The 21,927-nt window shown below is 69.6% G+C and carries 20 protein-coding genes; 7 read left to right on the forward strand and 13 right to left on the reverse strand.

Annotated elements, in window-relative coordinates; translation table 11 throughout:
• The first annotated feature begins 120 nt into the window (after positions 1-120).
• Complete coding sequence (locus A3CU_RS0132600) at positions 121-960, forward strand: TIGR03560 family F420-dependent LLM class oxidoreductase (RefSeq protein WP_027945790.1); 840 nt, start codon at positions 121-123, stop codon at positions 958-960.
• A 48-nt stretch (positions 961-1,008) separates the two neighbouring features.
• Here A3CU_RS0132600 and A3CU_RS0132605 read toward each other — a convergent pair whose 3' ends face one another.
• The 4 genes from A3CU_RS0132605 to A3CU_RS0132620 all read right to left on the reverse strand — a co-directional run bounded on the left by A3CU_RS0132605 (position 1,009) and on the right by A3CU_RS0132620 (position 5,163).
• Positions 1,009-1,860: an amidohydrolase family protein gene (locus A3CU_RS0132605; protein WP_245617452.1), complete on the reverse strand. Its 852-nt coding sequence runs from the start codon at positions 1,858-1,860 to the stop codon at positions 1,009-1,011.
• Positions 1,845-2,774 carry an aldo/keto reductase gene (locus A3CU_RS0132610; protein ID WP_027945792.1) on the reverse strand — a complete coding sequence of 310 codons (930 nt, stop codon included), beginning with the start codon at positions 2,772-2,774 and terminating at the stop codon, positions 1,845-1,847. The genes A3CU_RS0132605 and A3CU_RS0132610 overlap by 16 nt, the downstream gene beginning before the upstream one ends.
• A 211-nt stretch (positions 2,775-2,985) precedes the next feature.
• Positions 2,986-4,479 (reverse strand): FAD-dependent monooxygenase, encoded by a 1,494-nt coding sequence (locus A3CU_RS47850; protein WP_052372563.1) that lies wholly within the window; start codon positions 4,477-4,479, stop codon positions 2,986-2,988.
• A 75-nt stretch (positions 4,480-4,554) separates the two neighbouring features.
• Positions 4,555-5,163, reverse strand: coding sequence for an acyl-CoA-like ligand-binding transcription factor (locus A3CU_RS0132620; protein WP_027945793.1), 609 nt, complete (start codon positions 5,161-5,163; stop codon positions 4,555-4,557).
• Between the two features lie 167 nt (positions 5,164-5,330).
• On the opposite strand from A3CU_RS0132620, the gene A3CU_RS0132625 reads away from it, so the two are divergent.
• Positions 5,331-5,906 carry an HhH-GPD-type base excision DNA repair protein gene (locus tag A3CU_RS0132625; protein ID WP_027945794.1) on the forward strand — a complete coding sequence of 192 codons (576 nt, stop codon included), beginning with the start codon at positions 5,331-5,333 and terminating at the stop codon, positions 5,904-5,906.
• 30 nt (positions 5,907-5,936) lie between these two features.
• Here the strand turns inward: A3CU_RS0132625 and A3CU_RS0132630 are convergent, their stop codons facing one another.
• Positions 5,937-6,197, reverse strand: a complete 261-nt coding sequence (locus A3CU_RS0132630) for a hypothetical protein (protein ID WP_027945795.1) — start codon at positions 6,195-6,197, stop codon at positions 5,937-5,939.
• A 58-nt stretch (positions 6,198-6,255) separates the two neighbouring features.
• Complete coding sequence (gene asnB, locus A3CU_RS0132635; protein WP_027945796.1) at positions 6,256-7,770, reverse strand: asparagine synthase (glutamine-hydrolyzing); 1,515 nt, start codon at positions 7,768-7,770, stop codon at positions 6,256-6,258.
• Between the two features lie 156 nt (positions 7,771-7,926).
• Between asnB and A3CU_RS51715 the strand changes: the two genes are divergently transcribed.
• Positions 7,927-8,115 carry a DUF1918 domain-containing protein gene (locus A3CU_RS51715; RefSeq protein WP_084144078.1) on the forward strand — a complete coding sequence of 63 codons (189 nt, stop codon included), beginning with the start codon at positions 7,927-7,929 and terminating at the stop codon, positions 8,113-8,115.
• On the opposite strand, the gene A3CU_RS47855 is transcribed toward A3CU_RS51715, so the two are convergent.
• Positions 8,034-9,245, reverse strand: a complete 1,212-nt coding sequence (locus A3CU_RS47855) for an MFS transporter (RefSeq protein WP_052372570.1) — start codon at positions 9,243-9,245, stop codon at positions 8,034-8,036. The two genes, A3CU_RS51715 and A3CU_RS47855, sit on opposite strands and share 82 nt — an antisense overlap.
• Before the next feature lie 79 nt (positions 9,246-9,324).
• Here A3CU_RS47855 and A3CU_RS0132645 point away from each other — a divergent pair, with 79 nt between their 5' ends.
• Positions 9,325-9,639 (forward strand): ArsR/SmtB family transcription factor, encoded by a 315-nt coding sequence (locus A3CU_RS0132645; protein ID WP_027945797.1) that lies wholly within the window; start codon positions 9,325-9,327, stop codon positions 9,637-9,639.
• 180 nt (positions 9,640-9,819) lie between these two features.
• The gene (locus tag A3CU_RS0132650; RefSeq protein WP_027945798.1) at positions 9,820-10,992 is read left to right on the forward strand and encodes an MFS transporter; all 1,173 of its coding nucleotides are present in this window, start codon (positions 9,820-9,822) and stop codon (positions 10,990-10,992) included.
• A gap of 76 nt (positions 10,993-11,068) precedes the next feature.
• Here the strand turns inward: A3CU_RS0132650 and A3CU_RS0132655 are convergent, their stop codons facing one another.
• Entirely contained in the window at positions 11,069-11,383 is a 315-nt protein-coding gene (locus A3CU_RS0132655) for a DUF3017 domain-containing protein (RefSeq protein ID WP_043843369.1), read from the reverse strand.
• Positions 11,343-12,200: a bifunctional methylenetetrahydrofolate dehydrogenase/methenyltetrahydrofolate cyclohydrolase gene (locus tag A3CU_RS0132660; RefSeq protein ID WP_027945800.1), complete on the reverse strand. Its 858-nt coding sequence runs from the start codon at positions 12,198-12,200 to the stop codon at positions 11,343-11,345. Before A3CU_RS0132660 ends, A3CU_RS0132655 begins: the two co-directional genes overlap by 41 nt.
• 141 nt (positions 12,201-12,341) lie before the next feature.
• On the opposite strand from A3CU_RS0132660, the gene A3CU_RS47860 reads away from it, so the two are divergent.
• On the forward strand, positions 12,342-14,810 hold the full coding sequence (locus A3CU_RS47860) for a TNT domain-containing protein (protein ID WP_063628941.1): 2,469 nt from the start codon (positions 12,342-12,344) through the stop codon (positions 14,808-14,810).
• Between the two features lie 126 nt (positions 14,811-14,936).
• Here the strand turns inward: A3CU_RS47860 and A3CU_RS0132670 are convergent, their stop codons facing one another.
• The 3 genes from A3CU_RS0132670 to A3CU_RS0132680 form a co-directional block, all read right to left on the reverse strand.
• Positions 14,937-15,530, reverse strand: a complete 594-nt coding sequence (locus A3CU_RS0132670) for a pentapeptide repeat-containing protein (protein WP_027945801.1) — start codon at positions 15,528-15,530, stop codon at positions 14,937-14,939.
• A 107-nt stretch (positions 15,531-15,637) separates the two neighbouring features.
• Positions 15,638-16,240, reverse strand: coding sequence for a class I SAM-dependent methyltransferase (locus tag A3CU_RS0132675; protein WP_027945802.1), 603 nt, complete (start codon positions 16,238-16,240; stop codon positions 15,638-15,640).
• A 33-nt stretch (positions 16,241-16,273) separates the two neighbouring features.
• Positions 16,274-17,317, reverse strand: a complete 1,044-nt coding sequence (locus A3CU_RS0132680; protein ID WP_043843387.1) for an NAD(P)/FAD-dependent oxidoreductase — start codon at positions 17,315-17,317, stop codon at positions 16,274-16,276.
• Positions 17,318-17,634: 317 nt separating this feature from the next.
• Here A3CU_RS0132680 and A3CU_RS0132685 point away from each other — a divergent pair, with 317 nt between their 5' ends.
• The gene (locus A3CU_RS0132685) at positions 17,635-18,219 is read left to right on the forward strand and encodes a helix-turn-helix domain-containing protein (protein WP_027945804.1); all 585 of its coding nucleotides are present in this window, start codon (positions 17,635-17,637) and stop codon (positions 18,217-18,219) included.
• 44 nt (positions 18,220-18,263) lie between these two features.
• On the opposite strand, the gene A3CU_RS0132690 is transcribed toward A3CU_RS0132685, so the two are convergent.
• On the reverse strand, positions 18,264-21,617 hold the full coding sequence (locus A3CU_RS0132690) for an error-prone DNA polymerase (protein WP_027945805.1): 3,354 nt from the start codon (positions 21,615-21,617) through the stop codon (positions 18,264-18,266).
• Positions 21,618-21,927: the final 310 nt, after the last annotated feature.

Genomic DNA, 21,927 nt, shown 5'->3' on the forward strand with positions numbered 1-21,927 from the left:
CAGGCCGCCAACCCGAAGAAAGCAAGGGCCACGCGGGAGTCACGGTCTGGCTACCCAAATCCGATCGCGCGCACTTAGAAACACTGCCCGATCAGCAGTCCGACCAACGAGGAGGTACGCGTGCGCTTCGGGATCAAGACCAGGCCGGAACACACCACGTGGGAGCAGATGCGGGACGTCTGGGTGGCGGCCGACGACATAGCGCTCTTCGACTCGGCGTGGAACTGGGACCACTTCTACCCGTTGACCGGCGAGGAGACCGGCCCGAACTTCGAGGGCTGGACGATGCTCGCCGCGATGGCACAGGCCACCAGACGCATCCGGATCGGCTGCCAGGTGGCCGGGATGATCTACCGGCATCCCGCCGTACTGGCGAACATGGCGGCGACCATCGACATCATCTCCCAGGGACGGCTCGACATCGGCGTCGGTGCCGGCTGGAACCAACAGGAATGCGACGCGTACGGCATCGAGCTACCTCCGCTGCGCGAACGCTTCGACCAGTTCGACGAGGGCGTGCAGGTGATCATCGGGTTGCTCAGCCAGCCCACCACGACCTTCGAGGGCAAGCATTTCCGGCTTACCGAGGCCCGCTGCGAACCCAAGCCGGTCCAGCGCCCGCATCCGCCGATCGTCATCGGCGGGCGCGGCCCGAAGCGCACCCTGCGAGCCGTCGCGCGGTGGGCACAGCAGTGGAACGCCATCACGCAGAATGCCGACCAGTGGCGGGAACTCAAGGAGACGTTGCTGGTCCGCTGTGCGGAGGTGGGCCGCAAGCCGGAGGAGATCGTCTGCTCGGTCAACGTCCGCATCGACCCGGAGAAGGGCATCGGGCCCGCGGTCGAAGAGGTCGCGAGCTACCGGGAGGCAGGCGCCGACCTGGCCATCATGAACCTGCCACACCGGGCGGAACCCGGCATGCTGGAACCGCTCGCCGAGGCGCTCGCCGCGCTGGCCTGACTGTGACTCGTGAGTGGGCAGCGCGTTCTTCCACGGCGCACTCTCCAATTACGAGTGGGGGTCGAGCTGGTAGACCCGGGTAGCGGTGCCACCGAAGACCTCGGCGCGTTCCGCGGGAGAGAGCTCACCGGTGAGTTCGGAGGCTGCCTCGGCCCATGCCGAGTATCCGGCCGCGAGCAGGCAGACCGGCCAGTCGGAGCCGAACATCAGGCGTCCCGGCCCGAACGCCTCCATGGCCAGCTGGGTGTAGGACCGCAGGGTGGCGATTTCCCAGCCTGGTCCGGCCTCGGTGACCAGCCCGGAAAGCTTCGCAACCACATTGGGTTCGGCGGCGAGCTCGCGGAACAGGCGCGCCCACGGGTCCAGGCGCCCTGACGCGATCGGCGGCTTGGAGAGGTGATCCAGCACGAAAGTGAGTTCCGGCAACGCTCGCACCGTGTCGATCGCCGCCGGCAGTTGATGCGGCAGCGTCAGCAGGTCGAACCGGAGACCGGCGTCCGCCACGGCCCGCAGTCCCCGGCGGACGTCCGGCCGGTTCAGCCAGTCGGGATCCGGCTCGCCCTGCACCAGATGACGGATACCGACCAGGCCGGCCGGCTCGGTCAGCTCCGCGAGGATGTCCGCGACATCGGGCCGGGTCAGGTCGACCCAGCCCACCACACCGGCGATCAGCGGCGTTTGCTGTGCCACGGAAAGGAATTCCCGTGTTTCGTCCACGCTCGGCAGCACCTGCACGAGCACCGTGCGCTCGATCCCCGCGGCGCGCGCCTCCATTTCGAGATCGGCCACGGTGAAGGTCTTCCGGATCGGCGCCATCGACGGCGTGTCCAGCCAGGTGTGCTCGCGGGCGGTGACGTCCCACAGGTGGTGATGCGCGTCGACCCTCACAGTTGCGCCCACAGCTCCTCCGGTATGTCCATGGCCAGGGCTGCGGAATTCTCCGCTATCTCAGCGGGGGTGCGGGCGCCGACCAGAACCGACGTGACTGCTTTGTGCCGCAACGGAAAACGCAGGGCCGCGGTCGCGAGCGGCACGCCGTAGGCCGCGCATGTCGCGGCCAGTTCGGTCACCCGGCGCTGTACCGCGGGCGGCGCGGGTGCGTAGTCGAACGTGGCGTTGGAATCGGGGCGGGCCAGGATGCCGCTGTTGTACACGCCACCGACGATGACCCCGACACCACGCTCAACGCACAGCGGCAGCAGTTGGAGTTCGGCGTCGCGATCGAGCAGGGTGTACCGGCCGGCGATCAGGACGCAGTCGACGTCGGTCTCGGCGACGAACCGGGCCAGCATCGCGCTCTGGTTCATGCCGACACCGATCGCCTTCACCGCCCCCTCGGCCCGCAGCCGGGCAAGCGCCGGATACGCCTCGCCCACGGCCTGTTCCCAGTAGTCGTCGGGGTCGTGGATGAGCAGGATGTCGAAGGAGTCCAGGCCGGTCCGATCCAGACTTTCGGCCAGCGAGCGGTAAACCCCGTCAGCGCTGTAGTCGCGGACCCGAACCATGGGCGGCGCGCCGTAGAAGCCCTCGTCCCCGTCGACCGTCGGGCCCGGCCGCAGCAGCCGACCGACCTTTGTGGACACCACGAAGTCGCTCTTCCCGGCGAGGAAGGAGCCGAGCCGCTGCTCGGCAAGGCCGGCCCCGTAGTGCGGCGCGGTGTCGAAGTAGCGAGTGCCCTCGGTCCATGCCGCCCCGAGCGTCTTCGCCGCGGCCTCGTCGGTCATCGCGGTGTACAACCCGCCGATGGCCGACGTGCCGAAGCCGACACGGCTCAGCTTGAGCCCGGTCCTGCCGAGCGGCACCTTCTCGATCACGTTGGCACTCCGGCAATGTCACGCGCGTACAACCGCGCCGCCCACGCCAGACCCGGCTTCGGCCACAACGCCTCGTCCGTCAATGACACGCGGCGAGCGTAGCCATACATACGATGTTTGTACACACATGACCACCGCTGCCCCGACGAAGTTGAGCGCTTTGCCGCCATACATCCGATGTTCACCGCGGCGGCGCACTGCCCTCGAGCCGCTAGGCTCGCAGCACCCCAGGCATCGGCACCGCCCTTGCGCCCACCGATTTGACCCAGGTACCCAGCGCTTCGTGCAGGCCTTCGGCCGTGGTGCCTTGCCAGGCGACGTAACAGTCGGGCCGGAGCAGCAGTGCGGTGTCGAGTTCCGGCACGGTCACGGTGTCGACTTGCTGCGCCCAGGGGCCTGCGTCGAGAGTACCGGTGGGATCCAGCAGGAGCGGGCGGCCGGTACGGGTCAGTTCGCGCAGGCCCGGCAGGTCCGGCGCCCATCGGCCGACAAGCGGTCCGGTCTCCGCGCCCATGTCGTAGGTGATGTCGGCCCCGGACAGCAGATCCGCGATGTGCTGCCGCGTCGCCGGCAAGGCGAGCAGTTCGCCGAACAGCTCACGCAGCGCGGTCACGTCACCTCCCGGCCGGATCAGCAGCGACTGCGCCTGAGTGTGCATGGTGACCCTCCGCGCCACCGGAAGTCGTTCCGACTCGTAGGTGTCCAACAGGCCCTCCGGCGCATCGCCGCGCAATTCCGTGGCCAGTTTCCACCCGAGGTTCACCGCATCCTGCAAGCCGAGGTTGAGTCCCGGACCACCGATCGCCGAGTGCACGTGCGCGGCGTCCCCGAGTAGGAACACGCGGCCGGCGCGGTAACGCGACGCGATCCGCGTGTTGCCACCGAACAGGCGCCGCATCAGGTGTGGTCCCGGCCCGGTCGGCGGGCCGAGCGGCACGTCCGCACCGAGCACCCGGGAGACGCCGGCCCGAAGTTCCTCGAGCGAAGCGTCGCCGTCGGCCGGCTGCCCCCACTCGGCCGCGCTGATCAGCGGATCGCGACCGGGGAACGGCGCCCAGGTGAACATGCCGCGCTCGGTTCGCAAGTGCCGAAATGGCGGCACGACGCCGAAACCGGGCACAACCAGGCCGCCATCGGCGCCGACCATGTCCCGCGGCACGCTCGCATGTCCCGTGAGCGACACCGAGTCGTCCCTGGTCACGCCGGGGAAATCGATCCCGGAGAGCTTGCGGACCACGCTGTGCCCGCCGTCGGCGCCGACCAGGAACGCAGCCTCGATCGGCTCCCGCTCGCGCAGTTCGATCGTCACTGACTTCTCGCCTTGTGTCAGGCCGGTGACCTCGTGGCCGCGGCGGATTTCGACGCCCAGTTCGGCCGCACGATCGGCGAGCATCTGCTCGATCCGGTGCTGTGGCACCGCCAGTGTGTAGAGCGGGTTGTCCGGTAGGTCGTGCAGGTCGAGCGGGAACGCGCCGAACACGAAACCTGGCGCGGGTTCGGGGGCGGCTCCGGGTGCGGTCAGCCGCTCGTACAGTCCGCGCCGGTCGAGCATGCGCACGACCTGGCCGACCAAGCCGTTCGCGCGGTGTTCGCTGGCAGGTTCGGCGAGGCGTTCCAGGACGAGCGGGCGCGCGCCGGCCAGGGCAAGCTCGCACGCGAGCATCAGGCCGTTGGGTCCCGCGCCCGCGATGACTACGTCGATCATAAGCTCATTCCTCTTCCGGGCAGGCGACATCAGCCCGGCCACCTGCCGCCGGGCTTTGGCGTCCACAATGGATTCCTAGGGTTTGGCCAGTCCCGCCGCGACCCGGGCGAGAGCGTCCGCGAGCAAGCGTTCGACCGGTACCGGCCGGTCGGTGCGGAGGTGGTGTGCCATGGCGGTGTTCGTGGCGGCCACGACCGCGGATGCCACGAGGTGCGGGTACAGGTCCTGTTCCAGGTCGGTGCCGGTCCGCTCGGCGACGGCCGCGGCGATCTCGGCCTCGGCAACGGCCCCGGCCCGCAACATCTCGCCCTGCAGGGCCGGTTCGGTGAACATCTTGCGCACACCTGCCATCCACTGAACTCCGTCAGCAATGGGGTGGGCAGCGGACTCGGCGTCCGGTGCGAACTGCGGCAGCACGGAGCCGGTGATCGCCTCCCACAATGGCTCGCCCACCGGGCGCTCGCGCAGCGCCTCCGCGAAGCGCAGCCACCGGTCGAGATGGCGGGCGACGATCGCCTCGGCCTTGCTGGCGAAGTAGTTGTTGAACGTGCGCGGCGAAACACCGGCGGCCGCGACGATGTCCTCCACCTTGACGTTCTCGAACCCACGCTCGACGGTCAGCCGCACCGCTGCCCAACTGAGCGCCGAGCGCGTCTCGGCCTTCTTCCGCTCCCGCAATCCCACCCGGCCAGCCTAGCAAAACTTGCGGACTGCGCAATATTGCTGGGCACGCAATTTTTTTCGAACTTTCGCCTCCTCCTCGCTTGCGCCGTCCACGAAGGTCCGGACTTGTGCCCGGCTCCGGTCGTCAAAGTCGTTCCCCGTCGCGCTGACGTGCGAGGATGGGGTGCATGCCCAACAAGCTGCGCCTCACCGGTGACGCCGAATCCGACAAGCTGCTGTCGGAGGACCCGTTCGCCCTGCTCACGGGGATGCTTCTGGACCAGCAGATCTCGATGGAAATCGCCTTCGCGGGCCCGCGAAAGATCGCGGACCGGATGGGCGGCTTCAGCGTCGCCAAGATCGCCGAGGCCGATCTGGACGAGTTCGTCGAACTGTGTGTGACCAAGCCCGCGATCCACCGCTACGGCGGGTCCATGGCCCGGCGGGTGCATGCGCTCGCCGGGTACATCATGGACACCTACGGCGGGCGAACCGAGGCGATCTGGACCGAAGGGGACCCGGACGGCGCCGAGGTTCTGCGCCGGTTGAAGGCCCTGCCCGGTTACGGCGACCAGAAGGCCCGGATCTTCCTCGCCCTGCTCGGCAAGCAACTCGGCGTGCAGCCGACAGGGTGGCGGCAGGCCGCCGGCGCCTACGGCGAGGAAGGCTCTCGGCGCTCGATCGCCGACGTCACCGACGCCCAGACCCTCGCCGAAGTCCGCACCTTCAAAAAGGCCGCCAAAGCCGCCGCGAAACAAGGTTGACCGGAAGATCAAGCCAACCCGCGGGGTTGCTCAGCCCGGGTGTGCGCCCACGGTGTCGCGGATCTCGGTGCCGAGCCGCGAGCCGGACTCCCGTGCGCAATGGGCGCAGCAGAAGAACTTGCCCTCGATCTCCACGCCATGACCCAGCATCCGGCACCCGCAGTGCTCACACACGGGGGCGAGCCGCTGCGCCGCGCACTCCAGGCTGTCGAACGTGTAGGTGTCACCGCTCTTAGTGCGCACCTCAAAGGACATCCAGTAGTCGTTCCCGCAGATATCGCACTCAGCCATGCCCTCAGCGTGCGCGTCCCGGCCCCGCCGGGCAACTCGGGGCCGGGACGTCGCTCGATCAGGTCGTCGCGAACCGGCCGAGGGTGCGCGCCGGGTCGATGCCCTCGAACTCCTGGTGCCACAGCGCGTAGAACTCGGCTTCCTCCTCGGTGCGCAACCGCACGCCGTCCACCGGGTGCGAACCAGCGGTGCTGTCGCCGCCCCCTAGCGAAGACAGCACCTCGCTGGCTCCCGAACCGTCACCGAACTGCTCCTTGCCGCGCCACAGGATGTCCTCCGGCAACCAGCCCGCGAAGGCCTCCCGGAGCAGTGCCTTCTCCGGCACGCCGGGTCGCACCATCTTGTGTTCGGGCGGGATGGACAGCGCCAGTTCGATCAGGTCCCGGTCGAGGAACGGCACCCGTGCCTCCATTCCGAACGCCATGGTGGTGCGGTCGCAGCGCTGCAGGTTCAGGTGGTGCAGTTCGCCCACCGTGCGGACCAGCTCGGTCTGCAGCGCGCCGGGGTCGGTGAACGGCGCCTCGTGGTAGTACTCGTACCCCGCGAACAGTTCGTCCGCGCCTTCCCCCGTGAGCACGGCCGGTACCCGCTTCGACGCGTACTCGGCGAGTAGCAGGTTGGGCACGGCGCTGCGCACGAGCGACGGGTCATAGTGCTCGGTCGCGTGGACGGCCCTGGGCAGCGCCGCCGCGGCGTCCGCACTCGTCATCACGATCTCGTGGTGCTCGGTGCCGAGGTGTTCGGCGACCACGCGTGCGGCCGCCAGGTCGGAGCTGCCGGCGGCGCCGACCGCGAAGGTGGGCAACGGCTGGTCGTGCCGGTCGGCGTACTCCGCGGCCACGGCCGCGACGATCGCCGAGTCCAGCCCTCCGGAGAGGAACACGCCGATGCCGACGTCGCTCATCATGCGGTACTCCACCGCCGCCACCACGGCCTCACGGACCGCCTTGACCAGCGCGTCGTCCCACACACCGGGCTCTTCGGCGCGCCGGGCCGGACGCACCTGGGCCGGCACGGCATCGGCGAAGCGCACCAACCCGCCGTTCGGGGTCCAGCAGTGGCCGGGCGGGAAGCTTTCCACCGCCGGGCGGTCCGCCTCGTCGAACGCCCGCAGTTCGCTGGCGAACAGCACCGCATCGTCCCGGCGCACCCAGTAAAGCGGCTTCACCCCGACGGCATCCCGAGCGGCCACGAACTCGCCGTCGTCAGTCGTGAACGCGAGCGCGAACATTCCGCGGAGGCGGGTCAGCCCCGCCGGACCGTCGACGAGCAGCGCATGCAGCGCGGCTTCACTGTCAGAATCTGTGACGAAGCGCTCAGATCCGAGTTCGGCACGAATGCCGCGGTGGTTGTAGATTTCGCCGTTGGCCACCAGGTGAACGCTCCCCGATTGGTCCGGCAACGGCTGATGGCCGCCTTCGACGTCCATAATGGACAGTCGTTGATGGCCGAGCCAGACGTTACCGCGGCGTATTTCCCCGGTGCCGTCAGGCCCACGATGTTTGATGCGTGCCAACATCTCCCGGCATTGCTCGTCGTCGATTTCACCAATTGCGGCGACTATTCCACACACGATCGCGTGGCACCTCCTGTTCCGGACCGCCAGTTTACTGGTTGCGCATTCACCCGACGGCGGATCATTCGGCCGGCAGGTCGTTCAACCGGCCGCAAGAGGACTCGACGGCGCCGTTCGGCCCACCTACGCTGGGTCATGCGGAGGTGGTCAACGATGAGAGCAACCGTTGGAGACCGGATCCTCGTGCACGGACGTACGGTGGGTGCCGGCGAACATCAAGGTCGGATCGTCGAAGTACGCGGCGAGGAGGGCGGACCCCCTTACCTGGTCAAGTTCACCGACGGGCACGAGGCGCTGGTGTTCCCCGGGTCCGACTGCGAAATCACATCTCCGGCGCGCTGACGCAAGCCCACGAACACGGCCAGCAGCGCGATCACGGTGAGTACCGCGGCGAACTCGGGTAGCAGATTGGGGCCGCCGGCGGTCAGCACCAGGCCGCCGGCGATCCCGGACAGCCCGGCGCCGAGGTAGATCGCGGACGCGTTGAGAGACAGCACCAGGGCCGGTGCGGCCGGCGTCAGGCCGATCAGGCCATGCTGCATCGGCGGATTGAACGCCCAGCCGCACAGGCCCCACACGAACAGCGCGACCACCGCGCCCGGCACGCTGGTCGCGACCAGCGGCAGCACGGCCAGCGAGAGGCCGGCGCCGGCGAGGACGACCATCAGCGGCTTCCGCGAACCCCAGCGATCGGCCGCGCGCCCGCCGACCACGTTCCCGATCGCGCCGCCGATGCCGTAGCAGAACAGCAGAACGCTGACGATCGTGCCGTGCAGACCCGCGGTCGCGGCCAGTATCGGTGAGATGAACGTGTACGCGGCGAATGTGCCGAGGACCGCGAGAACGGTCACGAACAGCGAGACGAGCACACGCGGGCTTCTCGCCGCGTCGAACCGCCGCATGAACGGCACCGCGGGTGGGGCCGAGACGGTCGGCAGCAGCATGCGCACGGCGACGGCCGCGGCCAGGGCGAACAAGGCCACAAGCAGGAACACTCCCCGGTAACCGACCTGCAGTGAGATCAGGTTTCCCACCGGGACGCCGAGGATCAGGGCGATGGTGAGCCCGCCGAACACGACCGCGACGGCGCGGCCCCGACGCTCGGGCGGGGCCAGTTCGGCGGCGACCGCGCTGGCGACCGGGGTGAACACCGCCGCTCCCGCCGCGGTGACCACCCGGGCCACCAGCAGGAGCCCGTAATTCGGCGCGAGTGCGGCCAGTGCGTTGCCCAGCGCGGTCACGGCGAGGGCGGCGACCAGCAGGCGCCGGCGTTCCCACCGGCCACTCGCCGCGGAGAGCACCGGGGAACCGATCGCGTAGGCGAGGGAGAAGACGGTGACCAGTTGGGCCGCCGCCGACGCGGAAACGCTCAGCTCGGCGGTCAGTGCCGACAACAGGCCCGCCACCACGTACCCGCTGGTGCCGACCGCGAAGGCACCCATCGCGAGCACGGAAGTTCGTGAAGAAGACATGAGGTCCTTTGTCCGATCGCCATCGAATTCGATGAGGATCGTACTACAGGCCTGCTCGTTCTTCGAGGACTGTCGTACGATGACAGCCATGAACGGCGAGGCCGTATTCCCGGAACGTGACGAGATCCGCATCGAGGCGGTCCTGCACGCACTGGCGGATCCGGTGCGGCTGGATGTGGTGCGCCAGCTCGCGAGGTCCGGCGAGGTCGCCTGCGGCGCGCTCGACGTGAGCGTGAGCAAGTCCACACTCACCCACCACCTGCGCACCCTGCGCGAGGCGGGGGTGACGGTCAGCCGCCAGCAGGGCACGATCCGGCTTCAGTCGTTGCGCCGCAAGGATCTCGACGAGCTTTTCCCCGGCCTGCTCGACGGAGTGCTCGCGGCCAGGCACTGATTCCGGCCACCCTCGGCCGCACGTAAGGACCGTCACGCCGCAGCCGGGATGATGATCCGACGCGGTCGGCGTTGAAACTCGGCGTGAGACAGCGCGGAGGCTGTCTTTCTTCTTGCCCCGAATCTCTCCTGGGGTTGTGTCCACGATCTGTATCGATCCAGAAACCTGGAAAGGAGACCTGTGCCCATCGCGCTACTCGCGTTGGCCATTGGCGCCTTCGGCATCGGCACCACTGAGTTCGTCATGATCGGTGTCCTGCCCCAGACGGCCGCGGACTTCGGGGTGTCCATCCCCACCGCCGGCCACCTGATCACGGGCTACGCGCTCGGCGTCGTCATCGGCGCACCACTGCTCACCGCATCCGCCGCGCGGCTGCCACGCAAGACCGTGCTGCTGGCCATGATGGGTGTGTTCTCGCTCGGAAACCTGCTCTTCGCGCTGTCACCCAACCACGAGTTCGGCGTCGGATTCCGATTCCTCGCCGGCCTCCCGCACGGCGCGTTCTTCGGCGCCGGTGCCGTGGTCGCGTCCAGCCTGGTCGAACCGGGCAACCGGGCCAAGGCGGTGTCCATGATGTTCCTCGGCCTGACCCTGGCGAACGTGGTCGGTGTGCCGCTGGGCACGCTGCTCGGGCAGCAGGTCGGTTGGCGGGCGACCTTCGGTGTGGTCGCGTTGGTCGGCCTCGTCGCCATCACCGCCATCGCGTGGCTCGTTCCGCACCAGGGCCGGCCGCCGCGAGCCTCGCTGCGCGGCGAACTGGACGCGTTCCGGCGGCCGCAGGTGTGGCTGGCGCTGGGAATCGTCACCTTCGGCCTCGGCGGCGCGTTCGCGTGCCTGTCCTACGTAACGCCGATGCTGACCGACGTCGCCGGTTTCGCACCACGCGACGTGACGCTGCTGCTGGCGCTGGCCGGCGCCGGCATGACCGTCGGCAACCTGCTCGGCGGCCGGCTCGCCGACCGGGCGCTGATGCCCGGGCTCTACCTCGCGCTGGTCGGGCTGGCCGCGGGGCTCTCACTGTTCACGGTCACCGCGTACAGCAAGGCGGGGGCGGCAATCACCGTGTTCGCGGTGGGCGTCGCCGGGTTCATGGCCGGCCTGATGATGCAGAACCGGATCATGCAGAAGGCGGGCGGCACACCGACCCTGGTGTCGGCCGCCGTGCAGTCGGCCTTCAACATCGCCAACTCGATCGGGGCCTACCTCGGTGGGCTGGTGATCGCGGGCGGACTTGGCCTGCTGGCGCCCAACTGGGTCGGTGCCACCCTGTCGGTCCTCGGCCTGTCGATGGCCATCATGTCGGGCATGCTCGACCGCAGGGAAGAGCGCACCGCCGCGCTGGTCCCCGCGTGACTCTGTGCTTGTTCGAGGACCCGCTACCCAGGACTCCTTGACCAGGAATCCGGCGGTTGGAGAACACTCCCTGACCTCAGCCCAGCGGGCCGTTGGTGATGGTGAACGCGACGAACAGGATCACCAGGCCCAGAACGGCATAGCTGATCACGTCGACCGGCCGGCCGCGCACGGCCAGCAGCCCCGCCCGGGCGCTGGGCAGCACGGCGCGGAACACCGCCGCCACGAGCAGGGCAGCGCCGATGATGACGGCGCCCTGCCGCCAGTGGTACTGCGCGATGCGCAGGGCGGCGACGGCCACCAGGACCAGCACCACCGCGAAGGGAGCCTGCTCCAACAGGGCAGAACGATCAGGCCGGTGTATTGGCACGCTCGGCCGCTTCCACCACATTTGTCACCAGCATCGCCCTCGTCATCGGGCCGACCCCGCCGGGGTTCGGCGAGAGCCAGCCGGCCACCTCGTCGACCCCCGGCGCCACGTCGCCGGCCAGCTTTCCATCCACATGGGACACACCGACGTCGAGCACAGCGGCGCCCGGCTTGAGCATGTCCGGCGTGATGATCCCGGGCACACCGGCCGCGGCGATCACGATGTCGGCCCGGCGCACCTCGGCCGCGAGATCACGGGTGCCGGTGTGGCACAGGGTCACCGTCGCGTTCTCACTGCGGCGGGTCAGCAGAAGACCGATCGGCCGGCCGACGGTGATGCCCCGGCCCACCACCGTCACGTTGGCCCCGGCGATCGGCACCTGGTAGCGGCGCAGAAGTTCGATGATTCCGTAGGGAGTGCACGGCAGCGGACCCGGCTCGCCCAGTACCAGCTTGCCCAGGCTCACCGGAGCCAGACCGTCGGCGTCCTTCGCCGGATCGATCCGCGCCAAAATCGCGCCCGCGTCCAGATGTCTGGGCAGCGGAAGCTGCACGATGTAGCCGTGGCAGGCCGGGTCGGCGTTCAACTCGTCGATCACCGACTCGAGCTTGGCCTGCGAGACGTCGCCGGGCAGGTCGCGGCGAATCGAGTTCACCCCGACCTTGGCGCTGTCGGCGTGCTTCATCCGCACATAGGAGTGCGAGCCGGGATCGTCGCCCACCAGCACGGTGCCCAGCCCCGGAACCACGCCACGCTGCGCGAGCGCGGCCACCCGTGGCTTGAGCTCCGCGAAGATTGCGTCCTTGGTCGCCTTGCCGTCGAGAACCGTCGCCGTCACGTTCCCCATTCTGACAGAGAACACTCCGAGTGACTCCAGGCCGACGCTTTGTACCTCACGTGAGGTATAAGCACAGGTCATCGGGCTTAAGGGTGCGGGCGGTGTGCATCCGGAGCGTCCACCCGTCAAAATGGCACGGTGGTGACACCGACAACCCAGCTGAATGCGACCGAGCAGGACACGCTGGTCAAGCAAATCGGGCTGGCCCTGCTACGAGCCGCTCCTCGTGACTGGAGGCGGGTGACCGCCGAGTATCGCGCGGTCGGCCGGTACCACGAACTGACCGGGGAGGTCCTCGTCGAGGACGGCTCCGTCAAGGAGTGGATGGCCACCCACGACATCGCGACGCTGTTCTCCAGACTCCGCGGCGGTATGTACCGGGACGGCCGCGGAACCTGGTTCAACGCCCGTTACCAGCTCGACCATCCATCGAGTTACAACCTCGAATACGACCGGGACGAGCCCCAGTGGAACCTGGCGCCGCCCGCCCAGGCATATATCGACGAGTTGCGCATGTTCCCGCGGTCCGAGGAGAACGTGCCGGAGTGGCTGGTGCGGCGGCTGTCGGGGCTTTCCCCGGAACAGTCCGGCCCCCGGTTCCGGATCGCCCGGATCTTCGACGGGCAGGACGGCGCCGGGCGTCCGATCCTCAACCGGCCTGAACTCGACAGCGACGAACTGGACCGGTTGCGCACCTACCTCGACTCCGCGCCCGTGGTGCTCTCCGAACGCGGTTACGACCTGGACCGGCTGGCCGCGGCACCGGTGCCGAAGGTGCCGGTCGCCTTCCACACCGACGGCGTGTGGATCTGGCCCGCGGCGGTCAACTACTACCTGCAGGAACACCGCGTGGCACCGGAAAGCGAACTGGTGGCGCACATCCGGTCGACCGGGTTCTCGCTCCCGGAGGTCCCGGACCAGACCCTGCAGGCCGCCGCGGCGCACCTGGGTCGCCCCGCTCCGCCGCCGCCTCCTTCGCCGGCCGCGCCCCCGTCACCGTCTGCACCTCCACCGGCACCGCCCCGCCCGCCCGCGCCGCTGACGGAGGAGACGACCACGATCTCCCCGGCCATCTCGGCGGCGGAGCCCGAGCCGGAGCCGGAACCCGAGCCACGCTACGAAGAATCCGTCTTCGACAGCCCGGCCCACGAGGAGCCGGAGGAACCCGCGGCGCCGGTCGAGCAGCCCACCATGTTCACCCCGATGGTGCCCGTCGAACCGCCGGAGTACGAGCCGGCCGAGCCGGAGAACACCGCGGCGCCCGACGGTGGGCCGGGCTCATCCCACCTGGCGCCCCCGGCCCTCGAAAACAGGCGCAGCCTGGAGTCACCGCTGCCCGACAACCGGCCCAATCTGGAGCCACCGGCCCTCGACACCAGGCCCAGCCTGGAGCCACCGGCCCTCGAGAACAGGCGCGGCCTGGAGCAACCGCTCCCCGAGAACAGGCGCAGCCTGGAGCCACCGCTCCCCGACAGCAGGCCCAGCCTGGAGCCACCGGCCCTCGACACCAGGCCCGGCCCGGCACCGCAGGCCCACGACAACCGGCCCGGCCCGGCACCGATGATCCGCGAGAGCGGGCCCGGCCCGTCGCCGATGGCCCCGCCGGCACCGAAACCGCCGGTTCCCCCGGCCGCCGAACCGGCGTTCGAGACGCTGCGGAGGAAGCTGGACGAGCTCGGTGTGCCGGCCGACGCCTACCGGATCGGTGAACCGGCCGAGCGTGGCTGGAGTGTGGAGAAGGTCGCCTCCGGCTGGCGCGCCGGCTGGTACGACCAGGGGCTGGCCAGCTCCGCGATGTTCGGCGACGCCGCGGACGCGGCGGCGTTCATGCTGGGCAAGCTGCTGCTGGACCCCGGCGCCCGCGCCGCCGCACCCGGCGCGCACTCCGACTCGCCCACCGCCCGCGCCGCCTCGATCTCCGACTTCGACGACGTGACACCGGCCGCCGGCCGCGCCGCCTCGATCTCCGATTTCGACGACGCGACACCGATCACCGGCCTACGCTCCGACCGTCCGCGGGAGGAGCCGCCCGCGCCGGAACCGCCGGCGCCACCCATGCCGGCGCCGGAACGGTTCGAGGAGCCGGACCCGGCCGGGGCTGAGCCCACCATGCTCGCCCAGCCGGTGCCACCGCCACCGCCACCGGCCCCGGTGACGCCGCCGCCTCCGCCGCCCGCACCGCGCCGGGACGCGCTGCCACGTCGCGGGGAGCCCCAGCGTCCGGCCGCCGCGGCCGGCTCCGGAGGCTCGGGACAGCAGTGGAACATCCAGCCGCTGCCCGGTGAGCCGCCGCTCACCCTGTTCCGTGGCAAGGAGATGCGAGAGCTGCCGCCGGGCAGTGAGCTCGACCGGTTCGGCCCGCCGAACGGCAACCTCACCTATGCGGCGGGAACGCCCTTCGAGGAGCGTTCGCTGGTGCCGGAGTGGGTCAACCGGCCGTACCACGTCTACCGCGTCCAGCGCCCGCTCGAGGTTCTGGCCGGGGTGGCGATCCCCTGGTTCAACCAGCCCGGTGGCGGCGCGGCCTACCTGCTGCCGGCCTCGATCGATGAGCTCGTCGCCGAGGGCGATCTCGTCGAACTGGACCCCGGCGAACCGCCCATCGACTAGCGCGCCTTTCCAACGGCAGCCCTGCCGGCACGGCGGTGAATCGAAGGAAGGTGGATTTGCTACGGATGATCCGTAGCAAATCCACCTTCCTCTCGTTCCGAGTCCCTTCCGCCGGCGCGGCGCGGGTCAGGAGATGATCAGGCCGTGGGCGGCGGCGAAGGCGATCGCCGTGTCCACGTCGACGCGGGCGCCAGCGAGCTTGGCTTGGACCAGAGCGTGCGCGTCGAGCTTCGCGCCGCGCAGGTCGGCCCCCGACAGGTCGGCGCCGAGCAGCCGGGCTCCGTGCAGATCAGCGTCCCGCAGCCGCGCGCCGGTCAGATTCGCCTCGACCAGGTTCGCCTCGCGGAACCGCAGGCCGGAGAGATCAACCCGCCGGAGGTCGGCGCCGCCCAGGCTCACCAGCGTGAAGTCGGTGTCCCGCACCTTGATCGAGCGCAGTCGGCAATCCACAAAGGACGATCCCAGCAGCGAGCAGCCGGTCCAGGAAACTTCCGCGAGGACGGTGCGGCGGAAGACGCAGGAGCGGAAGGCCGACGCGTTGTGTGTCGATTCGCCGATGTCGGTGCGCGTGAAGTCGCATTCGTCGAACGTGCAGCCCCGGGTGACCAGGCCCCGCAGGTCCGCCTCGGTGAAGTCACAACGGACGAATCTTCTTTTCTCCCACCGGGAATCGGGCAGCACAGCGTCCCGGTAGTCCTGCCCGATTTCGGTGTCCTCCACAGTGGAAGCCTGCCATACCCGGCCGGGATGTTTCTTCTGAGCCCACCGTCCGGTCGTCACGCGAACTGCCACCTTCGTGGCTGGACCAATGGCGTCGAGGTAACCCGTTACCGCAGGCGTTGTGCCCGTAGAACGACGTCGTTCACGTGGTGGGTGCCCTCGGGTGCCGGAGCGGTTCGCGGGCGGGTTTCGTTGATCAGGATGGTCCAGTCGTCATCGAGGAGCCGGGCGATCTCGTCAGGCTGGTAGTAGTCACCCGGGTCGAAGTCGTGGTCGTGCCCTGGCGGATGGTCGGCGAGGTCGTGGCTGCCGATGAGAAGGGTGCCGCCGGGCGCGACGGCGGCCAACAGCCTGCGCAGTGCGGAGTGGCCCGGCTGGCGCGGCAGCGGGAAGTACTGGACGGACACCAGGTCGAACGCGCGGGCCGGGGGTGACGCGGTCGTCAGGTCCGCGTGGGCCCAGGCCACCCGGCCGGTCATGTCCACGTCGGTGGTGGCCGCGCGTTTCAGCGCGGTCCGCGAAATGTCGACCGCGGTGACGTGCCAGCCGCGCCGGGCCAGCCACAGCGCGTCGGCGCCTTCGCCGCAGCCCACGTCGAGGGCCTGCCCTGGCGCCAGAGCCGTGACCTCGGCCACCAGCACTCCGTTGGGGTTACCGCTGAAGACCTGGTCGCGGCTGCGATACATCTCGTCCCAGAACTGTTCGTCCATTGTCCTTGCCTCGGGTGATGGGGTCTGTGGTGGTCAGAGACCGTGGCGCCGATCGCCCATGACGTGTTCGCAAAGGCGAGCCTCCGAGTCGGCGGCGAAGGGATCCTTCCGGGCGGCCACGGCACGGCGGGTGTCCTCGGCGACGAGGTCGGCGTTGATCGCCCCCGCGGCCGTGGCACCGGACGCGGCTGCCAGGAGAACGTTCGCGGCCGGGTCGGCGAGGTTGCCCGCGACCCACACGCCTGGCACCGCGGTGAGGCCGGTCGAGTCGGCGACAATGTGCTCACCGAGGCCGCGCGGGTGCGGGGCGGGTTCCAGCCCGAGCGCGGCCAGCACCTCCGAGTGTGGGACCGCACGTGGCGCCACGGCGAGTGCCCGCAGCGGAATCAGCTCGCCGGAACGCAGACGGACACCGGTGAGGTGGTCATCGGCGATCTCCAACTGGGACACCTCGCCGGCCACGACCGCGATATCACGCGCGGCCAACTGCTCGGCCTCCTCGCTGCTGGGGCCGGGACCGGTGTGCAGCAGCAGGGTGAGCCGGTCGGTCCACTGCCGGAACAGCAGGGCCTGGTGCACGCTCATCGGGCCGGTGGCCAGGACGCCGACGGGCTGGTCACGGACCTCCCAACCGTGGCAGTAGGGGCAGTGCAGCACATCTCGCCCCCACCGTGGCGCCAGTCCGGGGATGTCGGGGAGTTCGTCGGTGATCCCGGTGGTCACCAGCAGCCGTCGCGCGCGCACGGTGCGACCGGTGTCGAGTTCGACCGCGAACCCTCCCCCGGGATGCCGGTCATCCCGGGTCGCTGACCGCGCACAGCCGGTGCTGAACTGGGCGCCGTAACCGGCCGCTTCCTGCCGTCCCGCCTCCAGCAACTCTCCGGGCGGGACGCCGTCACGGGAGAGGAAACCATGCATGTGCGCCGCCGGCGCGTTACGCGGCTGGCCACTGTCGATCACCAGCACCGAGCGACGAGCCCGCCCCAACATCAGCGCCCCGCTCAGGCCGGCCGGCCCGCCACCGACGATCACCACGTCGTACCGGCCATCGTGCCCGGGTACGAACTCTTCGGTCATCACGACCACCTCCGCCAACAACGTGCCTCCACCGGCGACGAACTGCCAAAGTTCTTTGCGGAAATAGCAAAACAGCGGGCACAGTGGAGTCATGAGTAGCCTGTGTCGAGCCGCGGCTCCCAGGCCAACCCGAGAGCGCGCCGCCGACAGGCCCCGCTATCGGGGCGGCAGGGCGCCCTGGTCGAGGACGTGACTCGACCTCGGATGGCGCGCCCTGGCGACACGATCAAGGGGGTCTGGGGGCTTGCCCCCAGTCGGGGTGTGGGGGCTGAGCCCCCACAGGGCACAGTCGCGCGCAAACCCGCGAAGGAGACAGCATGGACGATGAGTTCGCTGCCGTACTCGGCGCGGTCGGCCCACGGCTGCGGGAGCTGCGGCGCCGCAGCAGAACAACCCTGACCGCCCTGTCGCAGACCACCGGTATTCCGGTCAGCACCCTGTCCCGGCTGGAGTCCGGCCACCGCAAGCCGGGCCTGGAACTGCTGCTGCCCCTGGCCAAGGCCTACCAGGTGCCGCTCGACGAACTCGTCGGCGCCCCGGCCAGCGGCGATCCCCGGATCTATCCCCGGCCGGTCACTCGCCACGGCATGACCGTCATCCCGCTGACCCGCAAACCCGGCGGGCTGCAGGCGTTCAAGCAGATCCTCCCGGCCGGCCCCGACAATCTCGAACCCGAGCCCCGCTCGCACGAGGGCTACCACTGGCTGTATGTCCTCAATGGACGACTGCGGCTGGTGCTCGGCGAGCAGGATCTCGTCCTCACCGCCGGTGAGGTCGCCGAATTCGACACCCACCTCCCGCACTGGTTCGGCAACGCCGACACCCAGCCGGTCGAGTACCTGAGCATCCTCGGCCCGCAAGGCGAACGCTTCCACATCAGAGCCCGCCACCGGCGCGCCTGACCTCCGCCACACAGGCCGTGACGGACCGGCCTGGGCGCCGACGGTCACCGGAAATCGCGTGCTTCCGAGCGGATCCGCATCGGCAGATGCTGGAGCCGGTCGGCGAGCAGGCTCACCACCCCGTCGGCGCGCTCGACGACACCGCGCACCAGCAGGGCCGGGCTGTTCCTGGCGATCCGGTGGTAGCGGCCCCACAGGCCACTGGTGCAGATGACGTTGACCATGCCCGTCTCGTCCTCCAGGTTGAGGAACGTGATCCCGCCCGCGGTGGCCGGCCGCTGCCGGTGGGTGACCGCGCCGGCTACGAGCACCCGTGTTCCGTTCTCGACCGCCAGCAACTCCTCCGCGGTGACCACCCCCAGCTCGTCGAGCCGATGACGGATGAACTGGGTGGGAAAGCTGTCCGGGGACAGGCCGGTGGCCCAGACGTCGGCGACCGCGAGGTCGAGTTCGTCCATGCCCGGCAGGGTGGGTGCGCTCGTCCCGACCACGCTGCCCGGCAGCTTCTCCGGCCGTTCCTCGGCGACCGCCCCCGCCGCCCACAGTGCCTTCCGCCGGTCCCCGCCGGTCTCCGCGAAACAGCCGAAGGCTCCGGCCGTGGCCAGCGCCTCGACCTGCGGTCTGGTCAGGCGAACCCGCCGGGTGACATCGGACATGTTCCGGAAGGCACCGCCGCGCTCCCGTTCGGCGACCAGTTCCTCGGCCAGTGTCTGACCGATCGTCCGCACCGTGGCCAGGCCGATCCGGACCGCGAGCCGTTCGGTACCGTCGCCGACCGGCTCCAGGGTGGCGTGCGGCAGGCTCGCGTTGATGTCCGGACCTCGCACCGTGACGCCGTGTCTGCGGGCGTCGGCGACCAGTGACTGGGGCGAATAGAAACCCATCGGCTGTGCCCGCAACAGGCCGGCGCAGAACGCCTCGGGGTGGTAGTACTTGAAGAACGCGCTGGCGAACACGAGATAGGCGAAGCTGAGCGCATGGCTTTCCGGAAAGCCGAAATTGGCGAAGGCCAGCAGTTTTTCGAAGATCCGGTCGATCAGCTCTCCGTCCAGGCCGTTGGCCGCGGCACCCTGGTAGAACCGTTCCCGTAGCCGCTCCATCTTCCTGGTGGAACGCTTGGCTCCCATGGCATGCCGGAGCTCATCGGCCTCCGCCGCGGTGAAGTTCGCGACGTCCAGGGCGATCTGCATCATCTGTTCCTGGAACAGCGGCACGCCCAGCGTCTTGTCCAACGCCCTGGCCAGCAGCGGATGGTCGTGTTTCCACTTCTCCCGCTTGTTCTTCCGCCGGATGTAGGGATGCACCGAGCCGCCCTGGATCGGGCCGGGCCGGATCAACGCGACCTCGATCGCGAGGTCGTAGAACTTCTCCGGCCTGAGCCGGGGCAGGGTGGCCAGCTGGGCTCGGCTCTCCACCTGGAAGACCCCGACCGCGTCGGCCCGCTGAAGCATCGCGTAGATGTGGCGGTCCTCGAGGTCCAGGTTGCCGAGGTCGATCTCCACTCCCTTGTGTTCCCGCACCAGGTCGAGCATGTAGTGCAGCGCGGACAGCATGCCGAGGCCGAGCAGGTCGAACTTGACCAGCTTCACCGAGGCGCAGTCGTCCTTCTCCCACTGCAGGACGCTCCGGTTCTCCATCCGCGCCCACTCGATGGGGCACACCTCGCTCACCGGCCGGTTGCAGATCACCATTCCGCCCGAGTGGATGCCGAGATGGCGCGGGAAGTCCTCCAGCGCGGAGGCCAGCGCGATCACCGGCGCCGGGATGTCGTGGTCATGATCCGTCTTGGTCTCCTGCAACGGACCCCACCGGTCGATCTGCTTGCTCCACGCGTCCTGCTGACCGGGTGAGTAGCCCAGCGCCCGCGCCGAGTCGCGGATCGCCGACCTGGACCGGTAGGTGATCACGTTCGCCACCTGGGCGGTGCACAGGCGGCCGTATTTCCGGTAGACGTACTGGATCGCCTCTTCCCGGCGGTCGGACTCGATATCCAGGTCGATGTCCGGGTAGCCGTCCCGGTCCGGCGCGAGGAACCGCTCGAACAACAGCTTCCAGCGCACCGAGTCGACCTTGGTGATGCCCAGCGCGTAACAGACCGCGGAGTTCGCCGCCGAGCCCCTGCCCTGGCACAGGATGTTGCTGTCCCGGCAGAACCTCGCGATGTCCCAGACGATGAGGAAGTAGCCGGAGAACCCGAGCCGCTCGATGATCTCCAGTTCGTGCTCGATCTGCCGGTACGCGTCCGGCCGCCGCTGGGGCGGACCGTACCGCTCGGCCGCACCCCGTTCGACCTGTTCCCGGAGATAGGTCTTCTCGGTGTGGCCGGCCGGAACCTCGAACGGGGGCAGCTCCGGGGCGAGGAGTTTCAGGTCGAACGCGCACTCCAGGCCGAGCAGCGCGGCCCGCTGCACGGCCCCGGGATAGCGCCTGAACCGCTCGGCCATCTCCGCGCCGGAGCGGAGGAAGGCGGTACCGGACGCGGGTAGCCAGCCCGCCATCTCGTCGAGACCGCGCCGCGCCCGGATCGCGGCCATCGCCCCGGCGAGCCGGCCTCGGTCCGGCGTCGCATAGTGCACGCCGTTGGTCGCCACGGTCGGCACCCCCAGCTGTCCCGCCACCGCGGCCAGCGCGTCGTTGTGCGTGCTGTCCTCGGGATGACCGTGATCGGTCAACTCGACGAACACGTTTTCCCGGCCGAAGAGCTCGAGCAATCGCCCGAGTTCCCACGCGGCGGCTTCCGGGCCCGATCGCAGGAGGGCCCGCCGCACCGCGCCCTTGCGGCATCCGGTGAGCACCACGGCCTGGCCGGCCACCTCGGCCGCCACGGTCTCCAGGTCGTAGACCGGACGGCCCTTCTCCGCACGCTCCTGACGCGGCGGCTGCCGGTCATACCCGTGCAGTTGGCCGGCGGTGATCGCCCGGCAAAGGCCGACGTACCCGTCCTGCCGCTTGGCGAGCAACAGGAGATGCTCCCCTTCCGGATCGGCGATCCCGTTCTGGGGCGAGGAAAGCCCGAAGCTCAGCTCGGTCCCGAACACCGTGCGCACGCCGAGTTCCGCGGCCGCGTCGGCGAAGCGCACCACCCCGTACATGCCGTCGTGGTCGGTGATCGCGATGGCATCCAGTTCCAGCCGGGCGGCCTCCTCGACCAGTTCCTCCGGATGGCTCGCGCCGTCGAGGAAACTGAAGTTGGAATGGCAGTGCAGCTCGGCGTAAGGGACTCTGACCCGGCCTGCCCCGTGGTCATCCCCCCGCGCGGATGGAAGGTCGACAGGACGGAGATATCCCTCCCTTTTCCGCTTCCATGCCGGGCTGTCCCCACCGTCGGCGGCGACGGTCCGGCCGGACAGCGTCCGTTCGAGCTCTCGCCACGGAACGCGCGGATTGTTCCAGCCCACGCCTATCCCTTCCTTCGCGAGTTTGCGCGCGACCGCGATCGCGTCGACAGGGCGCCGCACCAAGAACCAAGCCACGTCCCCCGACCAAGGCGCCCCGCCGCCCCGATAGCGGGCCTTCGGGGGCGCGCGTGGTGGTCACCTTGATTNCCGCGCCCTGCCACCGGACGACTCATTCCTTGCGCGAGTTTGCGCGCGACCGCGATCGCGTCGACAGGGCGCCACACCAAGAACCAAGCCACGTCCCCCGACCAAGGCGCCCCGCCGCCCCGATAGCGGGCCTTCGGGGGCGCGCGTGGTGGTCACCTTGATT

This window comes from Amycolatopsis taiwanensis DSM 45107, from assembly GCF_000519205.1.
Classification (GTDB): domain Bacteria; phylum Actinomycetota; class Actinomycetes; order Mycobacteriales; family Pseudonocardiaceae; genus Amycolatopsis_E; species Amycolatopsis_E taiwanensis.